Here is a 22,808-nt window from a genome sequence, read left to right as displayed (position 1 = left end):
AAACAATGCTTTAGAACCTTACTCCACCTAGCTTAGATCGGATCTACTCATACATTTCATTTTATCGCCATAAAAAATACCCCTTTCGAAAGAAGAGGTTTTATTATATGAGTATCCTCTTCTTATCTTTCAAACAACATGTTTGCTGGATTTGGCACAGTACTATATATTAGTCCGCTGCCGAGGCTTCTAAGGGCCAGTCCCTCCACCTCTCTGGATAAGAAGTATTCAATTGTAAAAGTATAGCTTAACCACATGTTAAAGCTTTTTTTAATGGATAAGAATATTAACATGCTACACGCGTTAAGTTCCGTGTCAATCTAATGGTTCAAGGTCATAAATTTATATAACTCTTTTCCTATATTATCGAACAAAGGCTCGGGGCGCCCGTTTAGCAACGTAGCGAATGAAACGAATCAACTAAAGATAAAGGAATCATGCCACTAACAGGGGTATGCCGACGTGTGGGCGGCAAGCCCGTTTTTAGACGGCCTTCCTCTTAGCGACGGACAGATGATGACTTATCGTAGGGCGGCCTAGTCGCTGGGCGCTGAAGCCGGACGTGGCTATCCAGTTATTTTTTTATCCCCAAGCATCTAATTTTATACTTTTGTATGAAAAAAACGCTATTTACCATTATATAACTTATTTATCTTAGGTAGTATTTCAGAATCTAAACATTATAAAGCAAAAGTTTTTTCATGATAGATGGTGGCTCGCGCTCTAGGTGAGCCATGCTGGTTTCTTATCTTATAAAAAAAGAAATCCCTCCTTATGTGATTAAGAAGGGATTTCCAATCTATGGATCCTCTTCTTATTTTTCAAGCTTACCTGCTTGTTGGATTTGGCACAGTACTATCAATAGTCCGCTGCCGAGGCTTCTAAGGGCCAATTCCCTCCACCTCTCTGAATAAGAAGTAATATTATATTTACTTTTCAGGATATTGTTTTATATCATACTACGGTTTCCTTTACCTGTCAAATAGTTTTTTAAATAGACATGTGTCAGATTTTTCACGACACTGTTATAACCCTCAATATTTCCACTTTAGATTCTTTCCAGTAGTTACAATTCTTCATATATAGCTGTACGAATTTACAATCAAAACAGCTTTACTTATACACAATCTTCTTTGCTTCACTTATTCAATCGCTTTTAAACCTACCGCCCCCGCAATGATAAAACTTAGAAATAACATACGTTTCCACCCTGCCGACTCTTTAAAAAAGAGGATGCCCATTAAGACAGCACCAGCTGCCCCTAATCCTGTCCAAATGGCATATGCCGTTCCTAGTGGAATTTCCTTCATTGCTAATGACAAAAAATAAAATCCGAATCCAAAAGTGATAACAACAGCAAATAGTCGCCCAATGCTTTTTTTCTGATTATAAAAATTTATGCTCATGACACCAAAAATTTCTCCAAGGCTTGCAATAATAAGATACACCCATGCCAAATTAATCTCCTCCGTCTGAAGGGGTTTTAAACTTTTCTTGTTTCTCGTCTGTCGTTATTTTAATCCCCACTACTCCAATAATAATTAAGCCGATAAAAATTAGTTTTGTAATCGAAAAATCTGCTCCAAAAACAATAAAGTCAATCAATACAATAGCAGCAGCTCCAGAACCTGTAAAAACAGCATAGACAGTGCCAGAAGGTAATTTTTCGCATGCTTTAATCACAAAGTAGAAGCTGAAAATAATCATTATGATCGTACCAATCCATTCCCAAAATGTTTGCGAATATCTTAAACCAATCACCCAAAACACTTCAACAATAGCAGCGAAGAGAACATATAACCATGCCATTTGATAATACTCATCCTCCTTCACGTATATTTTACCACAGGAAGAAAAACATCCTTAATAGGGGCGGATAACTGATTCAATGTTTGATAAAAAGAAGGTATTATTATCGCCGAATGACTACTATGGGCACAAAATATCGAAATCGACGAAAGGCTGTTTCAAAACGCATTCTAAATAAAAGTTAAGTCTATTACTATAAACTATGATTGTTAGAATAAATAAAGCTATAACTTTCAACGTAATTAAGAGTTGGAATATGTTAAGTTTTCAAAAGGGTACCGGTAAACGACGCAGTAATGTACTATTTTAGTATAGAGCCTACTTTTTGAACAATCTCTATAAAAACTCGAATTTAAGAGGGTTTTGCACTTTTTTGTAGAAGAATACTATATATAAAGCAAAAAGGAGGGGGTGTCGTCATGGCTAATAGAAACAGAACGAACGTGCTGGTGAAGTATAAGAAAAAAATGGAAAGAGACCAGGCAGCAGTGATGCTCCAAACCATTGCGACAAAATTAAAAGAAGAAGGTTCTTTTACGCTTCACCAAGGTGAACAGTCACAAATCGTACAGCCAGCAGAATCTGTCACAGTGGAAATCGAACTCGAAGAAAGAAATGGAAAATACGAATTTGAATTTGAACTGGAATGGCATGAAGGAGCAGAAAAAGCCCCATTAAAAATAGAATAATGTTCGTAGTCGTTATGCAATCAAAATAACTTTATCCGCGGATGAAACGCTGATTAAGCCTAAACTTTTTGCATCCGCGGATATTTGCTGTTATCTTTCAAGCTTTTTGTTTCCCTTGTTGAAATAAGGTGCTTTAGCTGTTTTTGCACCTGTCGTTAATGAAATGAGTTGCGACTTTTCTCTCTACTTATCATTTGGTTGACACACAAAAGATTCGACAAACCATATGGATAATGGTTGACTTCGCTTATTGAATGACTTCTTTCCCACCCATATAAGGATGTAATGCAGTTGGAATAACAATCGTTCCATCCTCTTGCTGATAATTTTCTAAAATAGCGGCAACTGTACGGCCAACGGCTAAGCCAGATCCATTTAACGTATGGACAAATTCCGGTTTTGCTTTTGGTTCTCTACGGAAACGAATATTGGCACGTCTTGCCTGGAAGTCTTCAAAATTAGAGCAAGAAGAAATCTCACGATACGTATGCTGACTCGGAATCCAGACTTCAATATCATATTTCTTGGCTGCTGTGAAACCTAAATCCCCTGTACACATACTCATCACACGATATGGAAGCTCTAATAATTGTAATATCTTCTCTGCGTGATTCGTTAACTTTTCTAATGTTTCATACGATTCTTCAGGTTTTACAAAATGGACAAGCTCGACTTTATTAAATTGATGCTGACGGATAAGACCTCTTGTATCTCTTCCCGCAGATCCTGCCTCAGAACGAAAGCAGCTACTAAAGGCAGCGAATTTTTTCGGTAAATCATCTACCTTTAAAATATCATCACGATAATAATTCGTTACTGGTACTTCTGCAGTCGGAGCTAAATAATAATCCCATTCTTCTAGCTTAAATGCATCTTCAGCAAATTTAGGTAGTTGCCCTGTTCCTGTCATACTAGTACGGTTCACAATTTGTGGAGGTAGCATTTCTTCATAGCCATGTTCATCGACATGTACATCCATCATCAGATTCCATAATGCACGCTCTAACCTTGCACCAAGTCCCTTATAAAATACGAACCGGCTTCCAGTTACTTTTCCTGCCCGTTCAAAATCAACAATATCCAAATCTGTTGCTATATCCCAATGAGGCTTTGGCTCATAGGTAAATGCCGCCTTCTCTCCCCAAGTTCGAACCTCTATATTATCCTCTTCATCTTCCCCAACTGGGACACTTTCATGAGGAATATTAGGGATGGATAGCATGATTTGCTCCAGCTGTTCATTAATTTGTTTTAATTCACTATCTAAAACAGCAATTTTATCGCCTACTTCACGCATTTCCTTAATGGCTGGCTCTGCGTCTTTCTTCTCTCGCTTCAACACAGAAATCTGCTTCGATACTTCGTTTCGCTTTGCCTTTAATTGTTCTGTTTCTGAAATCAGCTGACGACGTTTTTCATCCAATTCACCAAAGTGATCCAGTTCTGATAAATCCTCACCACGATGTTGTAACTTTTGCTTTACTTCTTGAAAATGATGACGTAAAAATTTCATATCCAGCATATTACTGCCTCCTTATATGAATTAAAAATGAATTTTTCTTTATATTACGTTTATAAACGTGATACGTAGCTTACCAACACAAAAAACTCCCGTCCCATTAGATTAGGGACGAGAGCTTTACCCGCGTTGCCACCCTGATTGAAGAACACATCACTGCACTCTTCCAGCTTATCGTGATAACGGCACGTAACCGGGTTTATTTACTCTATCAAAGTGTTCGATAAACCAGTTCAAGGATGGATTCATAGCTGTTTTACATCGATTTCCACCAACCACCGACTCTCTACTGAAAAACAAACTACTACTATTTCCTGTCAATACTGTTTATGTCTTCTTATTATCTTCTATCATAGCTGATTTTTTATACGTACGCAACCGGCATAAACAAATTATTATTTGGCTTGAGCTACCATATCCATAAAATAGGAAATTAACCGATGGTCATCCGTTAATTCTGGGTGAAAGGCTGTAGCTATAAATGGTCCTTGACGAACAGCGACAATATGTTCTTTATACGCAGCAAGAATTTCCACGTCGTCCCCTACTTCCACCACATATGGAGCACGAATAAACACTGCACGGAAGTCGTCCGCAATACCAGCCACGTTGATTTCTGCCTCAAAACTTGCCACTTGACGTCCAAATGCATTCCGGGCAACTGTCATATCAATGAGACCAAGATGCGCTTTTGCTTGTCCCTGAATCAATTTGGCCATGATAATCATTCCAGCACATGTGCCAAAGATTGGTTTACCTTGACGTGCAAAATCTTGAATGGCCGTGAAAAACCCATAGCTATCCATTAACCGTCTAATGGTCGTGCTTTCACCACCTGGCAAAATTAAACCATCTATTTCCGCTAACTGTTCTTTTCTTTTTATCTCTATTGCCTGAGCATCACATGCTCGAATAGATCGAATATGCTCGCGAACTGCTCCTTGCAATGCCAGTACACCAATCGTTGTCATAAGAAAATTCCTTCTTTCTTACTCGCTGCGATCTTGCATCCGATCATGAGCCTCAATCGTTCCCATATCAAGACCCTTCATCGCCTCTCCAAGATCTTTGGATAATTCTGCGATTAATTTATAATCTTGATAATGTGTTGTTGCTTCAACAATGGCTTTTGCAAATTTAGCTGGGTTTGCTGATTTAAATATACCAGAGCCTACGAATACACCATCAGCTCCTAATTCCATCATAAGTGCTGCATCACTCGGAGTAGCAATACCTCCTGCTGCAAAGTTAACAACAGGTAGTCGGCCTTCTTCACGAATCTCGAGCAATAATTCAAATGGCGCACCGATTTCCTTTGCATATGTCATGACCTCATCACGAGACATTGCTGTCAACATACGAATTTCCGATTGTACCTGACGCATATGGCGTACAGCTTCTACAATGTTCCCAGTACCAGGTTCTCCCTTAGTTCTTAGCATAGAAGCGCCTTCTCCTATACGACGGGCAGCTTCACCAAGATTTCGGCATCCACAAACAAACGGAACTGTAAAATCTGATTTATTAATATGATAAATATCATCAGCAGGGGTTAAGACTTCACTTTCATCAATATAGTCCACACCCATTGCTTCTAGCACGCGAGCTTCCGTAATGTGCCCAATCCGTGCCTTTGCCATTACTGGAATGGATACTGCTCCAAGTACTTCCTCTGTAATAGTCGGATCTGCCATTCGAGCGACCCCACCGGCTGCCCGAATATCGGAAGGCACACGTTCAAGCGCCATAACGGCTACTGCTCCTGCTTCCTCAGCAATTTTTGCCTGCTCTGCGTTGACAACATCCATAATGACGCCGCCCTTTTGCATTTCTGCCATGCCGCGTTTTACACGATCTGTTCCTATATTTGACAAAGCTATCTCCCCCTAATCTTATTCTCATCGCGTGTTCTTAGAATAAACCTTTAATCCAGTCTACCACTGTATGGAATAGATCAGCAAAGAAATCACCTATTGCACTCATTGTTAACATAAACCAATTGGATTTCTCTACAGCGCTATCGGTTACGATATCTACTGTGCTATTACTATCTTTGGTGATATATCCATAGTCATTTTCACCTTTATAAGTAATTTGCGCCGTGCCGATTTTTTCACCTTTTTTAACAGGAGCGGTTAATTCACCATCTTTATTCAATTTGTCTTTATCAATCGTATATTCTATTTCATATGAATCTTTCTCATCTGGTTTAATCGGTAAAGTTACAGATTCTGCGATTGATATACGCACATCATCTTTTTTTCCTTTTGCTACTGGAAGAGTGGCTTTATCTTCCAGTTGATATCCAGCAGGGAAAATTTCCGTGTCTTCAAATTTTTGAAAACCATAATCTAATAATCTAGCAGTTTGTTCAAAGCGCTTTGGTTCACTTTCTGTTTTCATCACAACAGATATTAAGCGACGATCTCCCTTTTTGGCAGTTCCTGTAAAAGTATACCCTGCTAAATCTGTATAACCTGTTTTTAAACCATCTACGCCTTCGTAATAGAACTTCTTAAAATTAGCCTTGTCATGCGGCAGCATCCAATTTATATTACGAAGCTCCTGTCCATCAAATTCCACAGTCGGCTTGCTTGAAATTTCCAACGCCTTTGGATAATCATGAATAAGATGGTAGGCTAGTAAAGCAGCGGATTTTGCAGAAAGGTAATTTACACCATTTGGGTCTGTCCCTTTTGGATGATTGTCTCCTAACGATTTATTTTCAATTCCAGTTGAATTGACAAATTCAAAATCCTTGAGTCCCATCTCTTCGCCCTTTTTATTCATTAATTTGACGAATTCTCCTTCTGAACCTGCAATAAGCTCAGCAAGAGCAATGGAAGCTGCATTATCCGAGTAAATCGCCATAGCATGATAGAGATCTTTTACTTTATACTCCTTCGCTTGCTTTAATCCAATTCCGGAGAAATTTGAATCTGCCGAAATGCTGTATGGGTAGTCGCTAATTTGTGTTGTTGTATCCCAGCTGATTTGACCTTTTTCAACAGCTTCCCATACTAAATACTCTGTCATCATTTTGGTCATACTAGCTGGAGGAAACAATTTATCTGCATTTTTAGCAAATAGAATTTTCCCTGTATTTGCATCTACCAAGATAGCAGATTCTGCTTCAAGATCTACTTCTGCAGCTTGGATTGATAATGGCTGTACTGCTATGGAAAACGCCATTACAACAACTGCCAGAAAAATGAAGAAACTTTTTTGAATAACATGTTTCAATTTCTTGTACCCCCAACTGTAGTTTAACCTTTTTTTCTATAAGTGGCTGTCCAAAAAGTTTGCTGCCGATATCGTTGACAGTATTAGTTATGTACAGCGATTCTACTATCAACAGTAACCTCGCTAGATCCTTTACCCAACATATCGGTCTTTCTTTTTTGAACAAACACACGAAGAATAGCGTACACATTTTTTCGTGCACTTAGATATTTTACCACATTAAAAGATAAAAAAATAGATGGGGATGTATCCCACATCTATTTTTTTGTTGCTATCTTCATACAGATTGTTCAAAAAATGTACGAACAATGGCACATCAACGTTTCTAGTTGGCTTGTTTTTCCGTTCCTTGGAAATAGATTACCCCTTTTCCTGCATGAGAATGGGTTTTCAAGGATACCTATACTAGTGCTCATGTATCTGCTGTATTCTACTAAAATCGACCACGTCTTGTGCAATTATAGAAATCAATACATCATTGTACAAGCGCACTACTCGAAACTTCACCGCCGTGAACTCAAGGTGCACAAGATGGGTTAGTATAGGCGCCTGAACAAGATACGAAAAGCTATAACAGTAATACACCGCACACAGAAAAAGTGTTTTTCTGTTTCATGGACGCTTGAGACCTTAGCCGAACTTGATATTTTTTACCTCGTTTTTGCACACGCACTTATACAATATAATTTGGTGCTTCTTTGGTAATGTGTACATCATGTGGATGACTTTCCCTTAAACCGGCATTTGTAATTCGAACAAATTGTGCATCCTGGCGTAATTTTTCAATAGTCGGCGTACCGCAATACCCCATTCCAGAACGAAGACCACCGACTAATTGATGGATGGTATCTGCTAACGGTCCTTTATAAGCTACTCGACCCTCAATTCCCTCAGGGACGAGCTTTTTAACTTCTGAATCCTCTTGGAAATAACGATCCTTAGAGCCTGCTTTCATCGCACCTACAGATCCCATTCCACGATAGACCTTGTATTGTCTACCCTGGAAAATTTCTGTTTCTCCAGGGCTTTCGGTAACCCCTGCAAACATACTTCCAAGCATAACAGCATGTGCTCCTGCTGCTAAAGCTTTTACAATGTCACCTGAGTATTTAATGCCTCCATCTGCAATAACAGGTACACCATATGCTGCTGCAGCTTTTGCACAATCATAAACGGCAGTAATTTGTGGAACACCGACACCTGCTACAACTCTTGTCGTACAAATCGACCCTGGACCAATTCCTACTTTAATAATGGATGCTCCAGCTTCAATTAAGGCTTCTGTTGCTGCCGCTGTTGCCACATTTCCAGCAATAATATCCAAATCTGGATACATTTTTCTTACTGCTTTCACTTGTTCAATCACCCCACTAGAATGCCCATGGGCGGTGTCAATCACAATTACGTCTACACCTGCTTCAACAAGCTTTTCAATCCGTTTCATTGCGTCTCCAGTAACACCTACTGCAGCTCCTGCTAATAACCTTCCTTGTACATCCTTTGCAGCATTAGGAAATTCAATTACTTTTTCAATATCTTTAATAGTAATAAGGCCTTTTAATATGCCGTTACCATCTACTAGTGGAAGCTTTTCAATCTTATATTGTTGCAGAATTTTTTCCGCTTCCTCTAAAGTGGTACCAACTGGAGCAGTCACAAGCTGTTCACTTGTCATAACATCGGAAATAGCTATTGAATAATCTTGGATAAAACGGAGATCACGATTCGTTAAAATACCTACCAACTTCTGTTCTTCAACATTATTTACAATTGGCACTCCAGAGATGCGAAATTTCCCCATCAGATGTTCTGCGTCATATACTTGATGTTCTGGGGTCAAAAAGAATGGATTTGTAATAACGCCGCTTTCAGAACGTTTCACGCGATCCACCTGTTCAGCCTGTTCTTCAATGGACATATTTTTATGAATGATCCCGATACCGCCTTGACGAGCCATCGCAATGGCTAAGCTTGCCTCTGTCACCGTGTCCATTCCTGCGCTCATTAGTGGTGTGTGCAATTTGATTTTATCCGTTAGTTTTGTGCTTACGTCCACATCCTTTGGTAATACTTCGGACTTGGCAGGCACCAATAACACATCATCAAATGTTATACCTTCTTTAGCAAACTTATCTTCACGCATCCGTTATCCTCCTTTTTTAGATTTAAAATTGTAACCTGTTTCCTGTGCATAACTATATGTGAAGCTAGAAGAAAAATACATGTATGGTAAATCCGTACTTACACAAACTAAAGTAAAGCTATTTTTATATACAATACGCCAATAGAGTGGCTTTTTCAACCCGATTTTAATGGAAATAAAAAGTAAATGGATTCAAAATTTTTGCATAGTTATGAGGTTGTTTCATATGAGTATAGAGGAGATTTTTTTAAGATATTTACAATCACAGCAGACCGCCCAATCCTATTTGCACCATTGCTATGTGCAACACAATGTGGCAGATGCGGAAATGAAGAGTTATGAAAATTGTAATGCCTTTCTCTATTACATGGATCACGGGAACCGTTTTTATAAGCAAGGGGGGCAGTCTGAACCATTCATGCAACCTATTCTATATTTTTATGGAATGGTTCATCTCATTAAGGCTTGCTTATTGACAAGACGACCTGAATACCCAGAATCCACCAACCTGCTGGCTCATGGCGTGACAGCAAGGAAAAAGAAGAAAAAGAATTACCGTTTTCTGCATGATGAAGTAAAAATACAGCATAATGGGCTATTCCCATATTTTTCAGAGCACTTATACCAGCAACGTATTCCTTTTGAAAAACGCAGCATGCAAGGGTTGCTGGCACTTATTCCAGAAATGCAAGCTCTTTTTCAATTGGATTACCACCCACATTTAGTTGCGGTAGGAAGTCTTTCATCGCCGCTGTTTGAATTTCCAATCAGTCTGTTGGATAACTACCATCTAACAGAAACTGCTTTTATTCGGCGCATTCGGACTTATTTGCCGCCGATTAAATATATAGACTCAGATCAGCAAATGATTCGAATGGAGGTAGAGCATCCTATTACGGAACCGCATGGTCCTTTTTTTATGCATCAGCAAACAAAACAATTATTTTTCCCTATCAATCGGGAAGACTATTTACCGATTCATGAAGTGATGGTTCACTATTTGGTGCTTTACAATTTAAGTATGCTTTGTCGTTATGAAACAGAATGGTGGGGCGATCTCTTTGTCAATAAACCGGATATCGATTTTCCATATATTAAGCAATTTTTACAAGTAACGGCTTATAAAATTCCTTATTTATTGACAGCTGAATTATATAAGCAAAAGCATAGTTAATTCATTTATCCCGCATGTAACTGCGGTTGGAAGATAATGATGCTAGTAATTTCAAAAGTGAATGGTGTAGTCATTTTGTTCCGGAAATAGATGTATACGCCTGCGGGAGGAAAGGCATCGGCGAGACCAAGCAGCGCGTTCGCATGATGAAGCTCAAAAGCGCCCGACGTAACGACGCATATTTCCAGAAGCGGGTTAAATGTATCATCTATCATTTCTATATAGTTTGGATTTTACTTTAATAAAAATGCTTTTGTCTCCGTTTCTTTCCTACTACGTGATGAACCTTAGTGGAAAGCGTGAAATTCGACTGTAAGTGAAATGTCCAAATTGGTTTAGAAACTTTTAGGTCATACCCTTACAATACTAACAATCCGTAGGGGGATGAAGAACGCTCCATATTTGAAGTTTCTCCTTATTCAATTACAATAATTCTTCAATAAACAGCTGTGGATGATTGTCTAAAGCAATAATCTGCTTATTTTCATCCAGACGAACCATGGGACGCGTCGGTTTATGGTGATCGGTAAATACGATTTCTGCTAATTTTTGATTGGATAGCCTTACCCTTGTTCCAATGGAAAAATGAGTCATGATTTGGATAAATGATTGAATGGTTTCTGGATCAAGTTTGCTGAATTGTTCTTTTTGCAGTACTTCTATCACTTGAAATGGGGATTGCTTTTGCTGGTACCATCGTTCGCTTGTCATTGCATGATACGTGTCACAAACAGCAATAATACGTGCATAACGATTGATTTTTCCTTCTGTTAACCCTAATGGATAACCACTACCATCAAGTCGTTCATGATGCTGTATAATAGCCTGCTTTATTTCTAATTTCAAAATTGGTAGGTTTTTTGTTAATCGGTAGGAGTACGTTGGATGCTTTTTTATTTCTTCCATTTCTGCTTCACTTAACGTTGATTTATTATGAATTATTTCTGGAGAAATACGAGCCATTCCACAATCACTTAACAAAGCTCCTAGGCCTATTTGCAGCCATTCTCCTTTTGGATAGCCTGATTTATATGCTACATACGCTGCTAAAATAGCCATCGCTATATGGTGATGATATAAATAATCTTCTTTTTTAGCATATTGATGTAACTTAAATACAAACTTATTAACTTCTTCCATTTTTTCTAATATTGGTAAAAATAAAGCCCGTACCTCTGTAATATCAACCCCGGCTCCGTTCTGCCATTTAACAAACATTTTTTTATATTGGTGCACAATATAATGATAATGCCTTTCAAAAGAAGTGGCAGGTTGTGCTGATTGTGCTGATTGTTCTGTTTTCTTATTATCATTACGCCATGCTTCACCACTAGCCTTTTTCGGAGAAACATCTACTGTTTCAATTAAAAATTTATGCAGGACCGTAATGTGTTCCTCCGTAATCACTGTATTTTTAGGAATTAATGGACGTTGTGATTTTCCCTTTACATCCCGAAGCAAGACACAACCTGGTGACAATTCATTGGATTTCACCCACACGTGGAATTCCCCCTCCCAAATGAGTAAAGTTCATGTATCTTTATAATACATGTATCGCGTATGTAACTGGCAGTAGGGCCTGCCTTTCTATTCTGTGATGTGAATCCCTGATGGAGAAGCGTGTAATCTAACTGCATGTCCAATGTCTAATTCGATTTAGAGACCTTTAAGGGTCATACCATTCTCGATAATAACAATCCCTAAGATGAATAAAGCCCCACTAACTGTTAAATGTAATCGCTTTTACAATAATTAAATGAAAGGAACATGCATGAACGGAGGGCAACGAGCCCTCCAATTGCAATTTATTTACACTTCATACATGGTTAGTGAGCCGCATCAACATTTTATTCATTACTACTTTCTGGCTCTTCTGATGCTTCTTCTTCATGATCTGTAATTTCTTGTTCCTCTTCGTCCTCATCTGGATCAATTCGAGCAACCGTTGCTACTTCCTCCTCATCATGCAAACGAATTAGCCGAACCCCCATCGTATTTCTACCTGTTACCGATATACTTTCTACAGGAATACGAATGAGCACACCAGCAACCGTAATTAACATCAAATCTTCTTCTCCAGACACTGCCTTTACTGCTACGACATGTCCCGTTTTTTCGGTTAAATTACAAGTAAAAATTCCTTTTCCGCCACGATTGGTAATTCGATATTCTGATTCTGGTGTCTGCTTACCAAAACCTTTATTAGTTACATGGAGAATTTTTGCATCCTCTTGTAGAATTTCCATAGAAACAACTTCGTCATCTTTTCGTAACGAAATTCCTTTTACCCCGGCTGCATTTCTTCCCATAGGACGGACCTGCTTCTCAGGAAAACGAATAAGGTAACCGTTTTTCGTTGCAATCATAATATCCTTTGTTCCATCCGTTAAGCGAACCGATATAAGCTCATCTTCGTCACGAAGACCTACTGCTATTAGCCCGCCTTTGCGGATGTTCGCAAATTGCGCTAAGGACGTACGTTTCGAAATACCATGCTTCGTTGTAAAGAATAGAAACTGATCATCCCGATAGTCATTAACAGAAATGACCGCATTGACCCATTCACCTTTTTCAACTTGCAAAAGATTAATAATTGGTATCCCTTTCGCCGTTCGACTAAATTCAGGAATCTCATAACCTTTCGCTTTGTATACTTTTCCTTTATTGGTAAAGAATAAAATCGTATCATGTGTAGAAGTGGAAACGAGATGTTCAACAAAATCATCCTCGTTCGTTCCCATTCCTTGTATCCCGCGACCACCGCGTTTTTGCGTACGATACGTGGAGGAAGGAAGACGTTTAATATAACCTTGATGGGTTAACGTAATGACAATATTTTCTTCTGGGATTAAATCCTCATCCTCAAAGAAATCACTGCCGCCAATTACTATTTCGCTACGTCGATCATCATTAAAACGTTCTTTAATTTCGGTAAGCTCCTCACGGATGATTTCTAATACTTTTTCTTCATCTGCAAGAATCGCTTTTAATTCTTCAATTAGTTTCTTTAATTCCTTATATTCATCTTCAATTTTTTCCCGTTCCAAGCCAGTTAAACGTTGCAAACGCATATCCAAAATAGCTTGCGCCTGCTTCTCAGATAAATCAAAACGCTCCATTAATCCGTTACGAGCAACATCTGCTGTCTTGGAGTTACGAATAAGTTTTATAACTTCGTCTAAATGATCTAACGCAATACGCAACCCTTCCAAAATATGAGCACGAGCTTCTGCTTTACGTAATTCAAATGCTGTTCTGCGTTTAATAATCACTTTTTGATGTTCTAAATAATGTTCAAGACATTGTTTTATGTTTAGCACTTTTGGACGTCCACCTACAAGTGCCAACATATTAATACCAAACGTTGTTTGCAATGCTGTATGCTTGTATAAATTATTTAATACAACATTCGCATTGGCATCACGTCTAAGCTCGATAACTACTCTTAATCCTTCACGGTCTGATTCATCACGCAAATCCGTAATTCCATCAATCCGTTTATCTCGAACAAGCTCGGCAATTTTTTCGATTAATTTCGCTTTGTTTACTTGATATGGTAATTCTGTAGCAATAATCCTTGGTTTACCATTTGCTGTTTCATCAATCGTAACTTTTGCCCGAATGGTGATCGAGCCTTTACCTGTTTCATACGCTTTGCGAATACCACTGCGGCCAAGAATCTGTCCCGCTGTTGGAAAGTCAGGACCGTGAATATAGTCTTCCATCAGTTCATCAATGGTTATATCAGGATCTTTACTTAATGCGAGTACAGCATTTATCGTTTCCCCTAAATTATGTGGCGGGATATTCGTTGCCATACCTACTGCAATACCAGAAGCACCGTTCACTAATAAATTTGGAAAACGCGCGGGGAAAACAACTGGTTCTCGTTCCGAGCCGTCATAGTTATCGGTATAATCAATCGTATCTTTATTAATATCTCGTAGTAATTCCATGGATATTTTTGACATTCTTGCTTCTGTATAACGCATGGCTGCTGCTGAATCACCATCAACTGAACCAAAATTCCCGTGTCCATCTACTAGCATATTCCGATAGCTGAAATCCTGAGCCATCCGCACCATTGCTTCGTAAACAGCCGAGTCACCATGTGGATGATATTTACCAATTACCTCTCCGACAATACGTGCTGATTTTTTATACGCTTTATCTGCATGCATTCCTAAATCATTCATTGCATATAATATTCTTCGATGTACAGGCTTTAATCCATCACGGACGTCAGGCAATGCACGAGAAACAATAACACTCATTGCATAATCCAGAAACGATGTACGCATCTCTTGTCCGAGATTAATTTCCTGTACTTTTGGACGTTGTTGATCCGCCATTTTACGACTACCTCCATTTACTCATCTATCCAAGCAGAAATTCATTTATCATTGAGTTCCGATCCATTTTATCTAGACAATCATTGGTCTATAAAAAGGATATTTGGTTTATAAATTGCTAGCCTATATATCAAGGTTTTTCACATACTGTGCATTTTCTTGAATAAAGTTTCGTCTCGGCTCTACTTTATCTCCCATTAGCACATCAAAGATTTGATCAGCATCGATGGCATCAGACAATTCAACTTGCAGTAATGTGCGTGTATCGGGACTCATTGTCGTTTCCCAAAGCTGCGTTGCATTCATTTCCCCAAGCCCTTTATAACGCTGTAATCCAGGCTTAGGAGTCTTTGGCAATTCCGCTAATATTTGCTCCATTTCTTTGTCATTGTATGCATAACGAACAGCTTTTCCTTGTTGAATTTTATAAAGCGGCGGCTGTGCAATATATATATAACCATGCTCAATTAAAGGTCGCATATAACGATAGAAGAAAGTAAGTAGTAATGTGCGAATATGTGCTCCATCCACGTCAGCATCTGTCATCAAGACAATTTTATGATAACGCGCCTTGGAGATGTCAAAGTCTTCGCCAATGCCTGTCCCTAGAGCTGTAATAATCGAGCGTACTTCATTGTTGGATAGAATTCTATCTAAACGGGCTTTCTCCACATTCAAAATTTTTCCCCTTAGTGGTAAAATAGCCTGAAAATGGCGATCTCGCCCTTGCTTCGCTGAACCACCAGCTGAGTCACCCTCAACGATGTACAGTTCACTAATAGATGCATCCTTAGATGAACAATCTGCTAATTTACCAGGTAAATTGGAGACTTCTAAAGCACCTTTTCTGCGTGTTAATTCTCGAGCTTTTTTAGCTGCATCACGGGCTCGTGATGCCATTAACCCTTTTTCTACGATTATTTTAGCTACGGTTGGATTTTCAAAGAGAAACTTTGAAAATAGCTCACTAAAAATAGAGTCAGTTACAGTTCGAACTTCACTATTGCCTAATTTTGTTTTCGTTTGACCTTCAAACTGAGGATTCGGATGCTTTATCGAAACAATCGCCGTCAATCCTTCACGGACATCCTCACCAGACAGATTTGGATCCGTTTCTTTAAATAAATTATTTTTTCTCGCGTAATCATTTATGACACGTGTTAATCCTGTTTTAAATCCAGATTCATGCGTACCACCTTCGTACGTATGAATATTATTGGCAAAGGAATATAAATTGCTCATAAAGCCGTCGTTATACTGGATCGCTACTTCTACAGAGATACCTTGCTCTTCGCCTTCCGCATAGAAAGGTTCATGCAATACTTCTTTTGTTTGATTAATAAATTCTACATAAGAACAAATACCACCCTCATAACAATAGCTGACGGGTTCTGTTTCATTACGCTTATCTTCAATGGTAATGGTAAGTCCTTTATTTAAAAATGCTAGCTCACGTAACCGCTGTGTTAATGTATCAAAATTATACTCTGTTGTTTCATCAAAAATAGTTGGATCTGGTGTAAAATGCACGACCGTACCGGTAATATCTGTTTCACCAATGACTTTAATTTCCCCTTGTGGGACACCTTTCTCAAACCTTAAGAAATAAATTTTATTGTCGCGATGAACAGAGACTTCTAAGCTTGAGGAAAGCGCGTTTACAACAGAAGCACCAACACCATGAAGTCCTCCAGAAACCTTATAACCACCTCCGCCAAATTTTCCTCCCGCGTGAAGTACAGTCATAATGACTTCTAAAGCTGGTCTACCTGTTTTTTTCTGAATATCAACAGGGATGCCACGTCCGTTATCTTTTACCGTAATGCTATTGTCTTTTTCAATAGTCACTTCAATATGATCACAATAACCGGCTAAAGCTTCATCGATACTATTATCCACGATCTCCCATACAAGATGGTGCAACCCCTTTTCACTTGTAGAACCAATGTACATTCCAGGTCGTTTTCGCACAGCTTCCAAACCCTCTAAAACTTGTATTTGGTCTGCATCGTACGCCTGTTCCTTCATGACTTTATCTTCCATTGACATGTTTTCACTTCCATTTCTATACTTCTTCCGATTCCAATTCCTTTATATCGTCTGAAAAATCATCAAGCTTACTGATCGTTGAAATCATACTGGCTCTTTTTTTCAGCGTGGATACAGACAAAGAGCTGTAATAAATTTGATCTTTCGTTATCATGATGGACTTTGCTTCTTCTAGTGGGCCTTTTATTTTATTATCTGCATAAGCTGCTGACATGAATTCCTCCATAATCGTCGATGATGAAATTAAGTGATAATCAATAATGGCAATAACATCATTGGAATGTATAACATGATCATTCCCAATATGAATAAACATGACGATACCCCCGTATTTATGTTTCTACCTTTCCATCTTTCACACGAAAAATAGTAGCTTGATTCAATGTTTCATGCTGGATACCATCAACACTCGTTGTTGATACGAAGGTTTGCACCTTCCCATGAATCGTTTGTAACAAATGCGATTGACGATAATCATCTAATTCACTTAATACATCATCAAGCAGTAAAACCGGATATTCGCCAACTTCGTTATAAATCAATTCAATTTCCGCCAATTTAACGGATAAAGCAGTTGTGCGCTGTTGCCCTTGTGATCCATAAATTTGCACATCTTTATCATTCACATAAAACAGCAGATCATCGCGGTGTGGACCAATTAGAGTAGTTCCACGATCGATCTCTTTCTCTTCAATATCAATAAATTTCCGACTATATATATCTGCTATTTTTCCCTTCTTTGCTTCTTCTGATACTTCTATTGTTGGAGAATAGGCAATATCCAAGGTTTCTAAATTTCGACTTATGCCATAATGAATCGGCTGAGCCCATTTTCTTAGTAAATTCAAAAAAACAAACCGCCTTTCTAATAAAGTTGCGGCATGTTCAATAAGTTGATCTGTTAAAACGTGCAATATCGTTCGATCCTGGTTAGATTGTCGTTGCAACTGCTTTAATACATGGTTTCGTTGTTTAAGAATCTTTTGATATTGTCCTAAGTGATAGATATAACGTGGTTGAATTTGACCTAACTCCATATCCATAAATCGACGGCGAATTTGTGGTGCTCCTTTGACAAGGGTCAAATCCTCTGGAGCAAACATCACTACATTAAAGGCTCCTATATAATCGCTTAACCTTTTTTGCTCTATTCGATTTAACTTTGCTTTTTTTCCCTTTGCTGAAATAACAATTTCTAGCGGAAATGATTGATTTCGTTTTGAGACTCTACCTTCTATTTTAGCATATTCTTCTTCCCATTTAACTAGTTCCTTTTCCCTGGGAGTGCGGTGGGATTTTGTAAATGCTAATAGGTAGATCGCCTCCATCAAGTTCGTTTTTCCTTGCGCATTTTCGCCTATGATTACATTGATTGTATGATCAAATGTAATATCCAGACTTTCATAATTACGATAATTTTTTAATTGGAGTTGTTGTATATGCATGTTTCATCCTCTTTTAATACAGGGAATAATTCATCTAGCGGGTATTTCAAAGTCTCACACGATTAAGAACTCTCTCTATTTTCATGAAAGGATCAAAAGCTTGTGTGTACCAATTTTGGAGAGAAGACAGCGTTTATTTTTTGCATTGGCATGCTAGCTGAAGAAGGCTGGTTTCTATACTTTTATCCTTCTTTTGCTTGTTCGACTTGAAAACAACCAACTTCATCAATTTCCACCATGTCGCCATTATATAATTTCCTTCCGCGGCGATGTTCACGCTCTCCATTTACAAGTACACCAACATCTTGTAAATAGGTTTTCACCATACCGCCGGATTCTAAAATATTAATTAGTTTTATAAATTGACCCAATGGGATATATTCTGTTTGGATCGTTATTTTTTCACACATCTATATCACTCGTTTTCATTTTTTTAAAGGGGTTTCCATTTTGTTATATAAATTACTAGTCTACCCCTTTTATCCGGCATATAAAGTGCTGGAAGACGCCCACTTCAGAAGTTGAATAATTGTACTGCAACAGGTTTAAGTGGGAGATAACAGCACCTAAATGCTTGATTCGTTCATCTAATTTAATTGAAAAGCAATGACGTTCAATCACTCATATTCCTATTTTACTAAAGATTTGCCTATAAGGAAAGGCATCCTACTTCTTTTTTGAAATAAACACTGTATTGAGCCTTAAATACGTTTTTAGAAGCTGTTTTTGCATATCCTTTCGTACGGATATTTTTAAAAAAGTTTTTTGCGGTTTTTCTACAATCATTCAGTTCAGCCTATTGTCACTCCACTACCCGCATTTCTTCGGTAATTTTTTTGCACTATAGGAAAGTATAAGATTTCTTTGTTTATAGTATAAGAAAAACAAAGGCTTCCGCCATAAGACTTGGCGACAAGCCAAGTTTTTCTAAAAAGATAAGAAAGTATAAAATTTGTTGCTTTGGGATAAGGGAATAACTGAATAGCCACGTCCGGCTTCAGCGCCCAGCAACTAGGCGACTTTAGAAATGCGCCCTACGATAAGTCATCATCGGTTCGTTACCTCACCGTGATTCCTTTATCTTTAGTTGATTCGTTCCATTCGCTACGTTGCTACACGGGCGCCCTGCGCCTTTGTTCTAAATAAGAATAATGGGATATAAAAACTCCCCCTTAGTTAAAACAGATTTTTATTTTTTAATCTGTCACCTTAAGGGGGCATATCCTTATAAAAAATTCCATCATCGCTATGTAAAAATACTTCGCTTTCCGCAGGTACGGTCTCAGATATCTCAGAAAGCAAAATCATTTTCTGAGTTATATTCCGCTTTTCCTATCGAATTCTACATATTTTGCCTATGCTAAAAACTTGCGTATACGCAATTGCCGATGTTATCGCAGGTTAACTGGCTGTAAAGACCACCACTTCAAGAATTATAAGTAAGGGATCAACAGCCAGTTAAAGCCCGATTCATTCAACTAACAATCAGTGGGGGATGAAGAAAACCCTCACTGATTGAAGTTTCACTTTATTGTTCGTTTTTTTAATCAGTTGTTCTAGTGATATAACAGCATTTTTTTCTAATGGAATGGATAGATATTTAATACGTCCGTACTGGTAAAATAAGCTGCAAAATGGAATCATCTTCTACAGGCTGGATAATAAATGGACGCATTGCACCAGTAAAGGCAATTTTTACTTCTTCATAATCGATTACTTTTAACGCATCAATCATATATTTTGAACTAAACGAAATTTTTAGATCCTCGCCTTCCATCGAGGACATAGTCACTTCTTCGGTTACATTTCCAATCTCCGGATGGTTACTCGTTATTTCCACCCGGTTATTTTCTTTTGTTGTTAAACGAACGACATTATTACGCTCCTCTTTTGCTAATAAAGAGGCCCGATCAATCGTATGCAATAAATCTTTTGTCCTCACATTTAAAACGGTTTTACTTTGGTCTGGAATTAAACGTGATGTTTCTGGGTAATTTCCATCCAGCAGTCTGGATAAAAATTGTAAATGCTTTGTCCGGAATAAAATTTGGTTACTCGTTACGCTGATTTGAATTTTTTCTTCGCTATCATCAATTATTTTGTTTAATTCATTTAGGCTTTTCCCTGGAACTACAACATTAGAGAATTCATTGGTCGTTTCTGTTACTGGAACTGTCCGTGAAGCTAATCGATGACTGTCCGTAGCAGAAAAAGTGAGCGTTTGGTCAGCTAATTTCATATTCACACCAGTTAAAATAGGTCTTGTTTCCATGCTTGATACAGCAAAAACAGTTTGCTTAATGAGGCTTTTTAAAAGATCAATCGGTATTTCGAAACTATCATCCGTTTGCAATTTAGGGAGTTGTGGGTATTCTTCAGCATCTTGTCCATTTAAGTTAAATTTTGCTTTGCCAGATTTAATCGTTACTTTTAAATTTTCATCTACTTCAATCTCAACCGTTTGTTCTGGTAGTTTACGAACAATATCTGGAAAATATTTGGACTGTAAAACGATACTTCCCTCTTCAATATGATCTACATGAACGATCCCATCTTCTTCTGCTGGAATATATGATTCTATGGAAATATCAGAGTCACTACCAGTAAGCGTGATACCATCCTTTCTTGCTTCCAATTTGATTCCCGTTAAAATAGGAACAACCGTACGAGATGAAATAGCTTTCATCACGTTTTGAACAGCTGTCATCAATTGATCTCGCTGAATAATAAATTTCATATACTTGATCCTCCTAATGGAAGTTTACTATGCATTTGTTAATAGATTTAATTTTTTTCTGCATCCATGCATATATTTAATTATTTTTAATAAAAACAGTAATAATAGTAATAAGGCTTGTTGATATGTGGATAACTACTAAATAAACAAACAGAGTGAGTTATTCACATGTGGATAACGTGTACATAAGCAAGCATTACTTGTCCACAGTGTGCACAAGCTAAATGAGACAACAAATAAAGGTATGCTTATTCTGCAGTTTGGAAATTTTGCATGAAAGCTACTTTGATCTAGGTAGTCGAATAATTTAAAGTGACTTTATTTGTTCTTTAATTTCTTCAATTTCTTTAGCTAATTGTGTATCGTTTTCCATCAGTTTTGATATTTTTTCGTGAGCATGGATAACCGTTGTATGATCTCTTCCTCCAAATTCTTCACCAATTTTAGGTAGGGATGCATCCGTCATTTCTCTTGATAGATACATCGCTATTTGCCGCGGAAAGGCAATGGATTTCGTCCGTTTTTTTGCTATGAAATCTTCTAATCGAACGTTGTATCTTTCGCCAACCGTTTCTTGGATACTGGCAATGGTAATGACTTTTGGTTTATTACTAGGAATAATATCTTTTAAAGCATCTGCAGCTAGGGAAGCATCAATATCTTGGTTAACGAGAGACGAATAGGCAACGATGCGGATTAAGGCACCTTCCAATTCCCGGATATTTGTATCAATTTGATTGGCAATGTACAGCATCACTTCGTTCGGAATGTCTAATCCTTCTGCTTTGGCTTTTTTTGTTAAAATGGCAATTCTGGTTTCTAAATCTGGTGGTGTAATATCTGTAATGAGCCCCCATTCAAATCTTGAGCGCAGTCGGTCTTCTAGTGTGGGAATTTCTTTAGGAGGACGGTCACTAGAGATAATGATTTGTTTGTTATCATCATGCAATGCATTAAATGTATGGAAAAATTCTTCCTGCGTTGATTCCTTTCCAGCAATAAACTGAATATCATCAATTAATAAAATATCGACATTGCGATATTTATTGCGAAAATTAACGGTTTTATTATCCATAATTGCGTTAATAAATTCATTGGTAAATTTTTCTGATGATAGATAGACAACTCTTGCGTCTGGATTATGGTCTTGGACATAATGCCCAATTGCATGCATCAAATGTGTTTTCCCTAATCCAACACCACCGTAGATAAATAATGGGTTATAAGCCTTTGCTGGTGCTTCAGCTACAGCTAAGGAGGCAGCATGAGCGAATCGATTTCCTGCACCAATAACAAACGTATCAAATGTATATTTGGCGTTTAACATTGATTTTGGATGTTCATTATGGGCATTTGTTTTGTTTTCCTTTGCTGTTGCATTAGCATCTGTTTCTGTACCAGTATTCGGAATGATAAACTTTGCTTCAATATCTGATCCAGTAATTTCTGTTAAAATCTCCGAAATAAGTCTAGTGTATTGATTTTCCAGCCAATCCCTCGCAAATTCATTTGGAGCTGAAACAATTAACGTATTTTTGTCTAAAGCTTCTGCCTTTGTGTTTTTTAACCATGTATCAAAGCTAGGCTTACTAATTTTTTCTTCTATTTTTTCAAGTGCTGCTATCCATATTTCTTGTATATTTTCCAA

The 22,808-nt window shown here is 37.9% G+C and carries 17 protein-coding genes, 2 riboswitches and 1 other annotated feature; of the genes, 2 read left to right on the top strand and 15 right to left on the bottom strand.

Going from position 1 to position 22,808, the window contains the following annotated elements; translation table 11 throughout:
• Positions 1-119: 119 nt before the first annotated feature.
• Positions 120-224: riboswitch (SAM riboswitch) on the bottom strand.
• A gap of 587 nt (positions 225-811) precedes the next feature.
• Positions 812-917, bottom strand: a riboswitch (SAM riboswitch).
• A 225-nt stretch (positions 918-1,142) separates the two neighbouring features.
• Together KBP50_RS00085 and KBP50_RS00080 are read right to left on the bottom strand one after the other, a co-directional pair.
• Positions 1,143-1,457 carry a DMT family transporter gene (locus KBP50_RS00085; protein ID WP_050350569.1) on the bottom strand — a complete coding sequence of 105 codons (315 nt, stop codon included), beginning with the start codon at positions 1,455-1,457 and terminating at the stop codon, positions 1,143-1,145.
• A 1-nt stretch (position 1,458) separates the two neighbouring features.
• Positions 1,459-1,809 carry a DMT family transporter gene (locus tag KBP50_RS00080; protein ID WP_050350570.1) on the bottom strand — a complete coding sequence of 117 codons (351 nt, stop codon included), beginning with the start codon at positions 1,807-1,809 and terminating at the stop codon, positions 1,459-1,461.
• Positions 1,810-2,228: 419 nt separating this feature from the next.
• Here KBP50_RS00080 and KBP50_RS00075 point away from each other — a divergent pair, with 419 nt between their 5' ends.
• Complete coding sequence (locus KBP50_RS00075; protein WP_050350571.1) at positions 2,229-2,498, top strand: amphi-Trp domain-containing protein; 270 nt, start codon at positions 2,229-2,231, stop codon at positions 2,496-2,498.
• A gap of 247 nt (positions 2,499-2,745) precedes the next feature.
• Here the strand turns inward: KBP50_RS00075 and serS are convergent, their stop codons facing one another.
• The 5 genes from serS to guaB form a co-directional block, all read right to left on the bottom strand.
• Complete coding sequence (gene serS / locus KBP50_RS00070) at positions 2,746-4,020, bottom strand: serine--tRNA ligase (RefSeq protein ID WP_050350572.1); 1,275 nt, start codon at positions 4,018-4,020, stop codon at positions 2,746-2,748.
• A gap of 101 nt (positions 4,021-4,121) precedes the next feature.
• Positions 4,122-4,347: a binding site (T-box leader), on the bottom strand.
• A gap of 65 nt (positions 4,348-4,412) precedes the next feature.
• Positions 4,413-4,988 carry a pyridoxal 5'-phosphate synthase glutaminase subunit PdxT gene (gene pdxT, locus KBP50_RS00065; RefSeq protein WP_050350573.1) on the bottom strand — a complete coding sequence of 192 codons (576 nt, stop codon included), beginning with the start codon at positions 4,986-4,988 and terminating at the stop codon, positions 4,413-4,415.
• Positions 4,989-5,006: 18 nt separating this feature from the next.
• Positions 5,007-5,891, bottom strand: a complete 885-nt coding sequence (pdxS, locus tag KBP50_RS00060; protein WP_072741520.1) for a pyridoxal 5'-phosphate synthase lyase subunit PdxS — start codon at positions 5,889-5,891, stop codon at positions 5,007-5,009.
• 37 nt (positions 5,892-5,928) lie between these two features.
• Complete coding sequence (locus KBP50_RS00055; protein ID WP_050350574.1) at positions 5,929-7,260, bottom strand: serine hydrolase; 1,332 nt, start codon at positions 7,258-7,260, stop codon at positions 5,929-5,931.
• Between the two features lie 673 nt (positions 7,261-7,933).
• On the bottom strand, positions 7,934-9,403 hold the full coding sequence (guaB, locus tag KBP50_RS00050; RefSeq protein WP_050350575.1) for an IMP dehydrogenase: 1,470 nt from the start codon (positions 9,401-9,403) through the stop codon (positions 7,934-7,936).
• A 226-nt stretch (positions 9,404-9,629) separates the two neighbouring features.
• On the opposite strand from guaB, the gene KBP50_RS00045 reads away from it, so the two are divergent.
• Entirely contained in the window at positions 9,630-10,577 is a 948-nt protein-coding gene (locus tag KBP50_RS00045) for a YaaC family protein (protein ID WP_050350576.1), read from the top strand.
• Positions 10,578-11,000: 423 nt separating this feature from the next.
• On the opposite strand, the gene KBP50_RS00040 is transcribed toward KBP50_RS00045, so the two are convergent.
• The 8 genes from KBP50_RS00040 to dnaA all read right to left on the bottom strand — a co-directional run bounded on the left by KBP50_RS00040 (position 11,001) and on the right by dnaA (position 22,808).
• A complete protein-coding gene (locus KBP50_RS00040) occupies positions 11,001-12,077 on the bottom strand; it encodes an HD-GYP domain-containing protein (protein ID WP_050350577.1) in 1,077 nt (358 codons plus the stop codon).
• Between the two features lie 347 nt (positions 12,078-12,424).
• A complete protein-coding gene (gene gyrA / locus KBP50_RS00035; protein ID WP_050350578.1) occupies positions 12,425-14,929 on the bottom strand; it encodes a DNA gyrase subunit A in 2,505 nt (834 codons plus the stop codon).
• Between the two features lie 123 nt (positions 14,930-15,052).
• Positions 15,053-16,978 (bottom strand): DNA topoisomerase (ATP-hydrolyzing) subunit B, encoded by a 1,926-nt coding sequence (gyrB, locus tag KBP50_RS00030; RefSeq protein WP_050350579.1) that lies wholly within the window; start codon positions 16,976-16,978, stop codon positions 15,053-15,055.
• Between the two features lie 16 nt (positions 16,979-16,994).
• The gene (remB, locus tag KBP50_RS00025; protein ID WP_050350580.1) at positions 16,995-17,294 is read right to left on the bottom strand and encodes an extracellular matrix regulator RemB; all 300 of its coding nucleotides are present in this window, start codon (positions 17,292-17,294) and stop codon (positions 16,995-16,997) included.
• A 16-nt stretch (positions 17,295-17,310) separates the two neighbouring features.
• Entirely contained in the window at positions 17,311-18,423 is a 1,113-nt protein-coding gene (gene recF, locus KBP50_RS00020; RefSeq protein WP_050350581.1) for a DNA replication/repair protein RecF, read from the bottom strand.
• Between the two features lie 182 nt (positions 18,424-18,605).
• Positions 18,606-18,833: a S4 domain-containing protein YaaA gene (gene yaaA / locus KBP50_RS00015; RefSeq protein ID WP_050350582.1), complete on the bottom strand. Its 228-nt coding sequence runs from the start codon at positions 18,831-18,833 to the stop codon at positions 18,606-18,608.
• A 1,190-nt stretch (positions 18,834-20,023) separates the two neighbouring features.
• On the bottom strand, positions 20,024-21,160 hold the full coding sequence (gene dnaN, locus KBP50_RS00010; protein WP_050350583.1) for a DNA polymerase III subunit beta: 1,137 nt from the start codon (positions 21,158-21,160) through the stop codon (positions 20,024-20,026).
• 307 nt (positions 21,161-21,467) lie between these two features.
• On the bottom strand, positions 21,468-22,808 hold the full coding sequence (gene dnaA, locus KBP50_RS00005; protein WP_050350584.1) for a chromosomal replication initiator protein DnaA: 1,341 nt from the start codon (positions 22,806-22,808) through the stop codon (positions 21,468-21,470).

The sequence above is a fragment of the Virgibacillus pantothenticus genome (assembly GCF_018075365.1).
GTDB lineage: Bacteria > Bacillota > Bacilli > Bacillales > Amphibacillaceae > Virgibacillus > Virgibacillus pantothenticus.
Note: the sequence above shows the minus strand (reverse complement) of the source record. Positions and strands in the feature narration are given on the sequence as shown.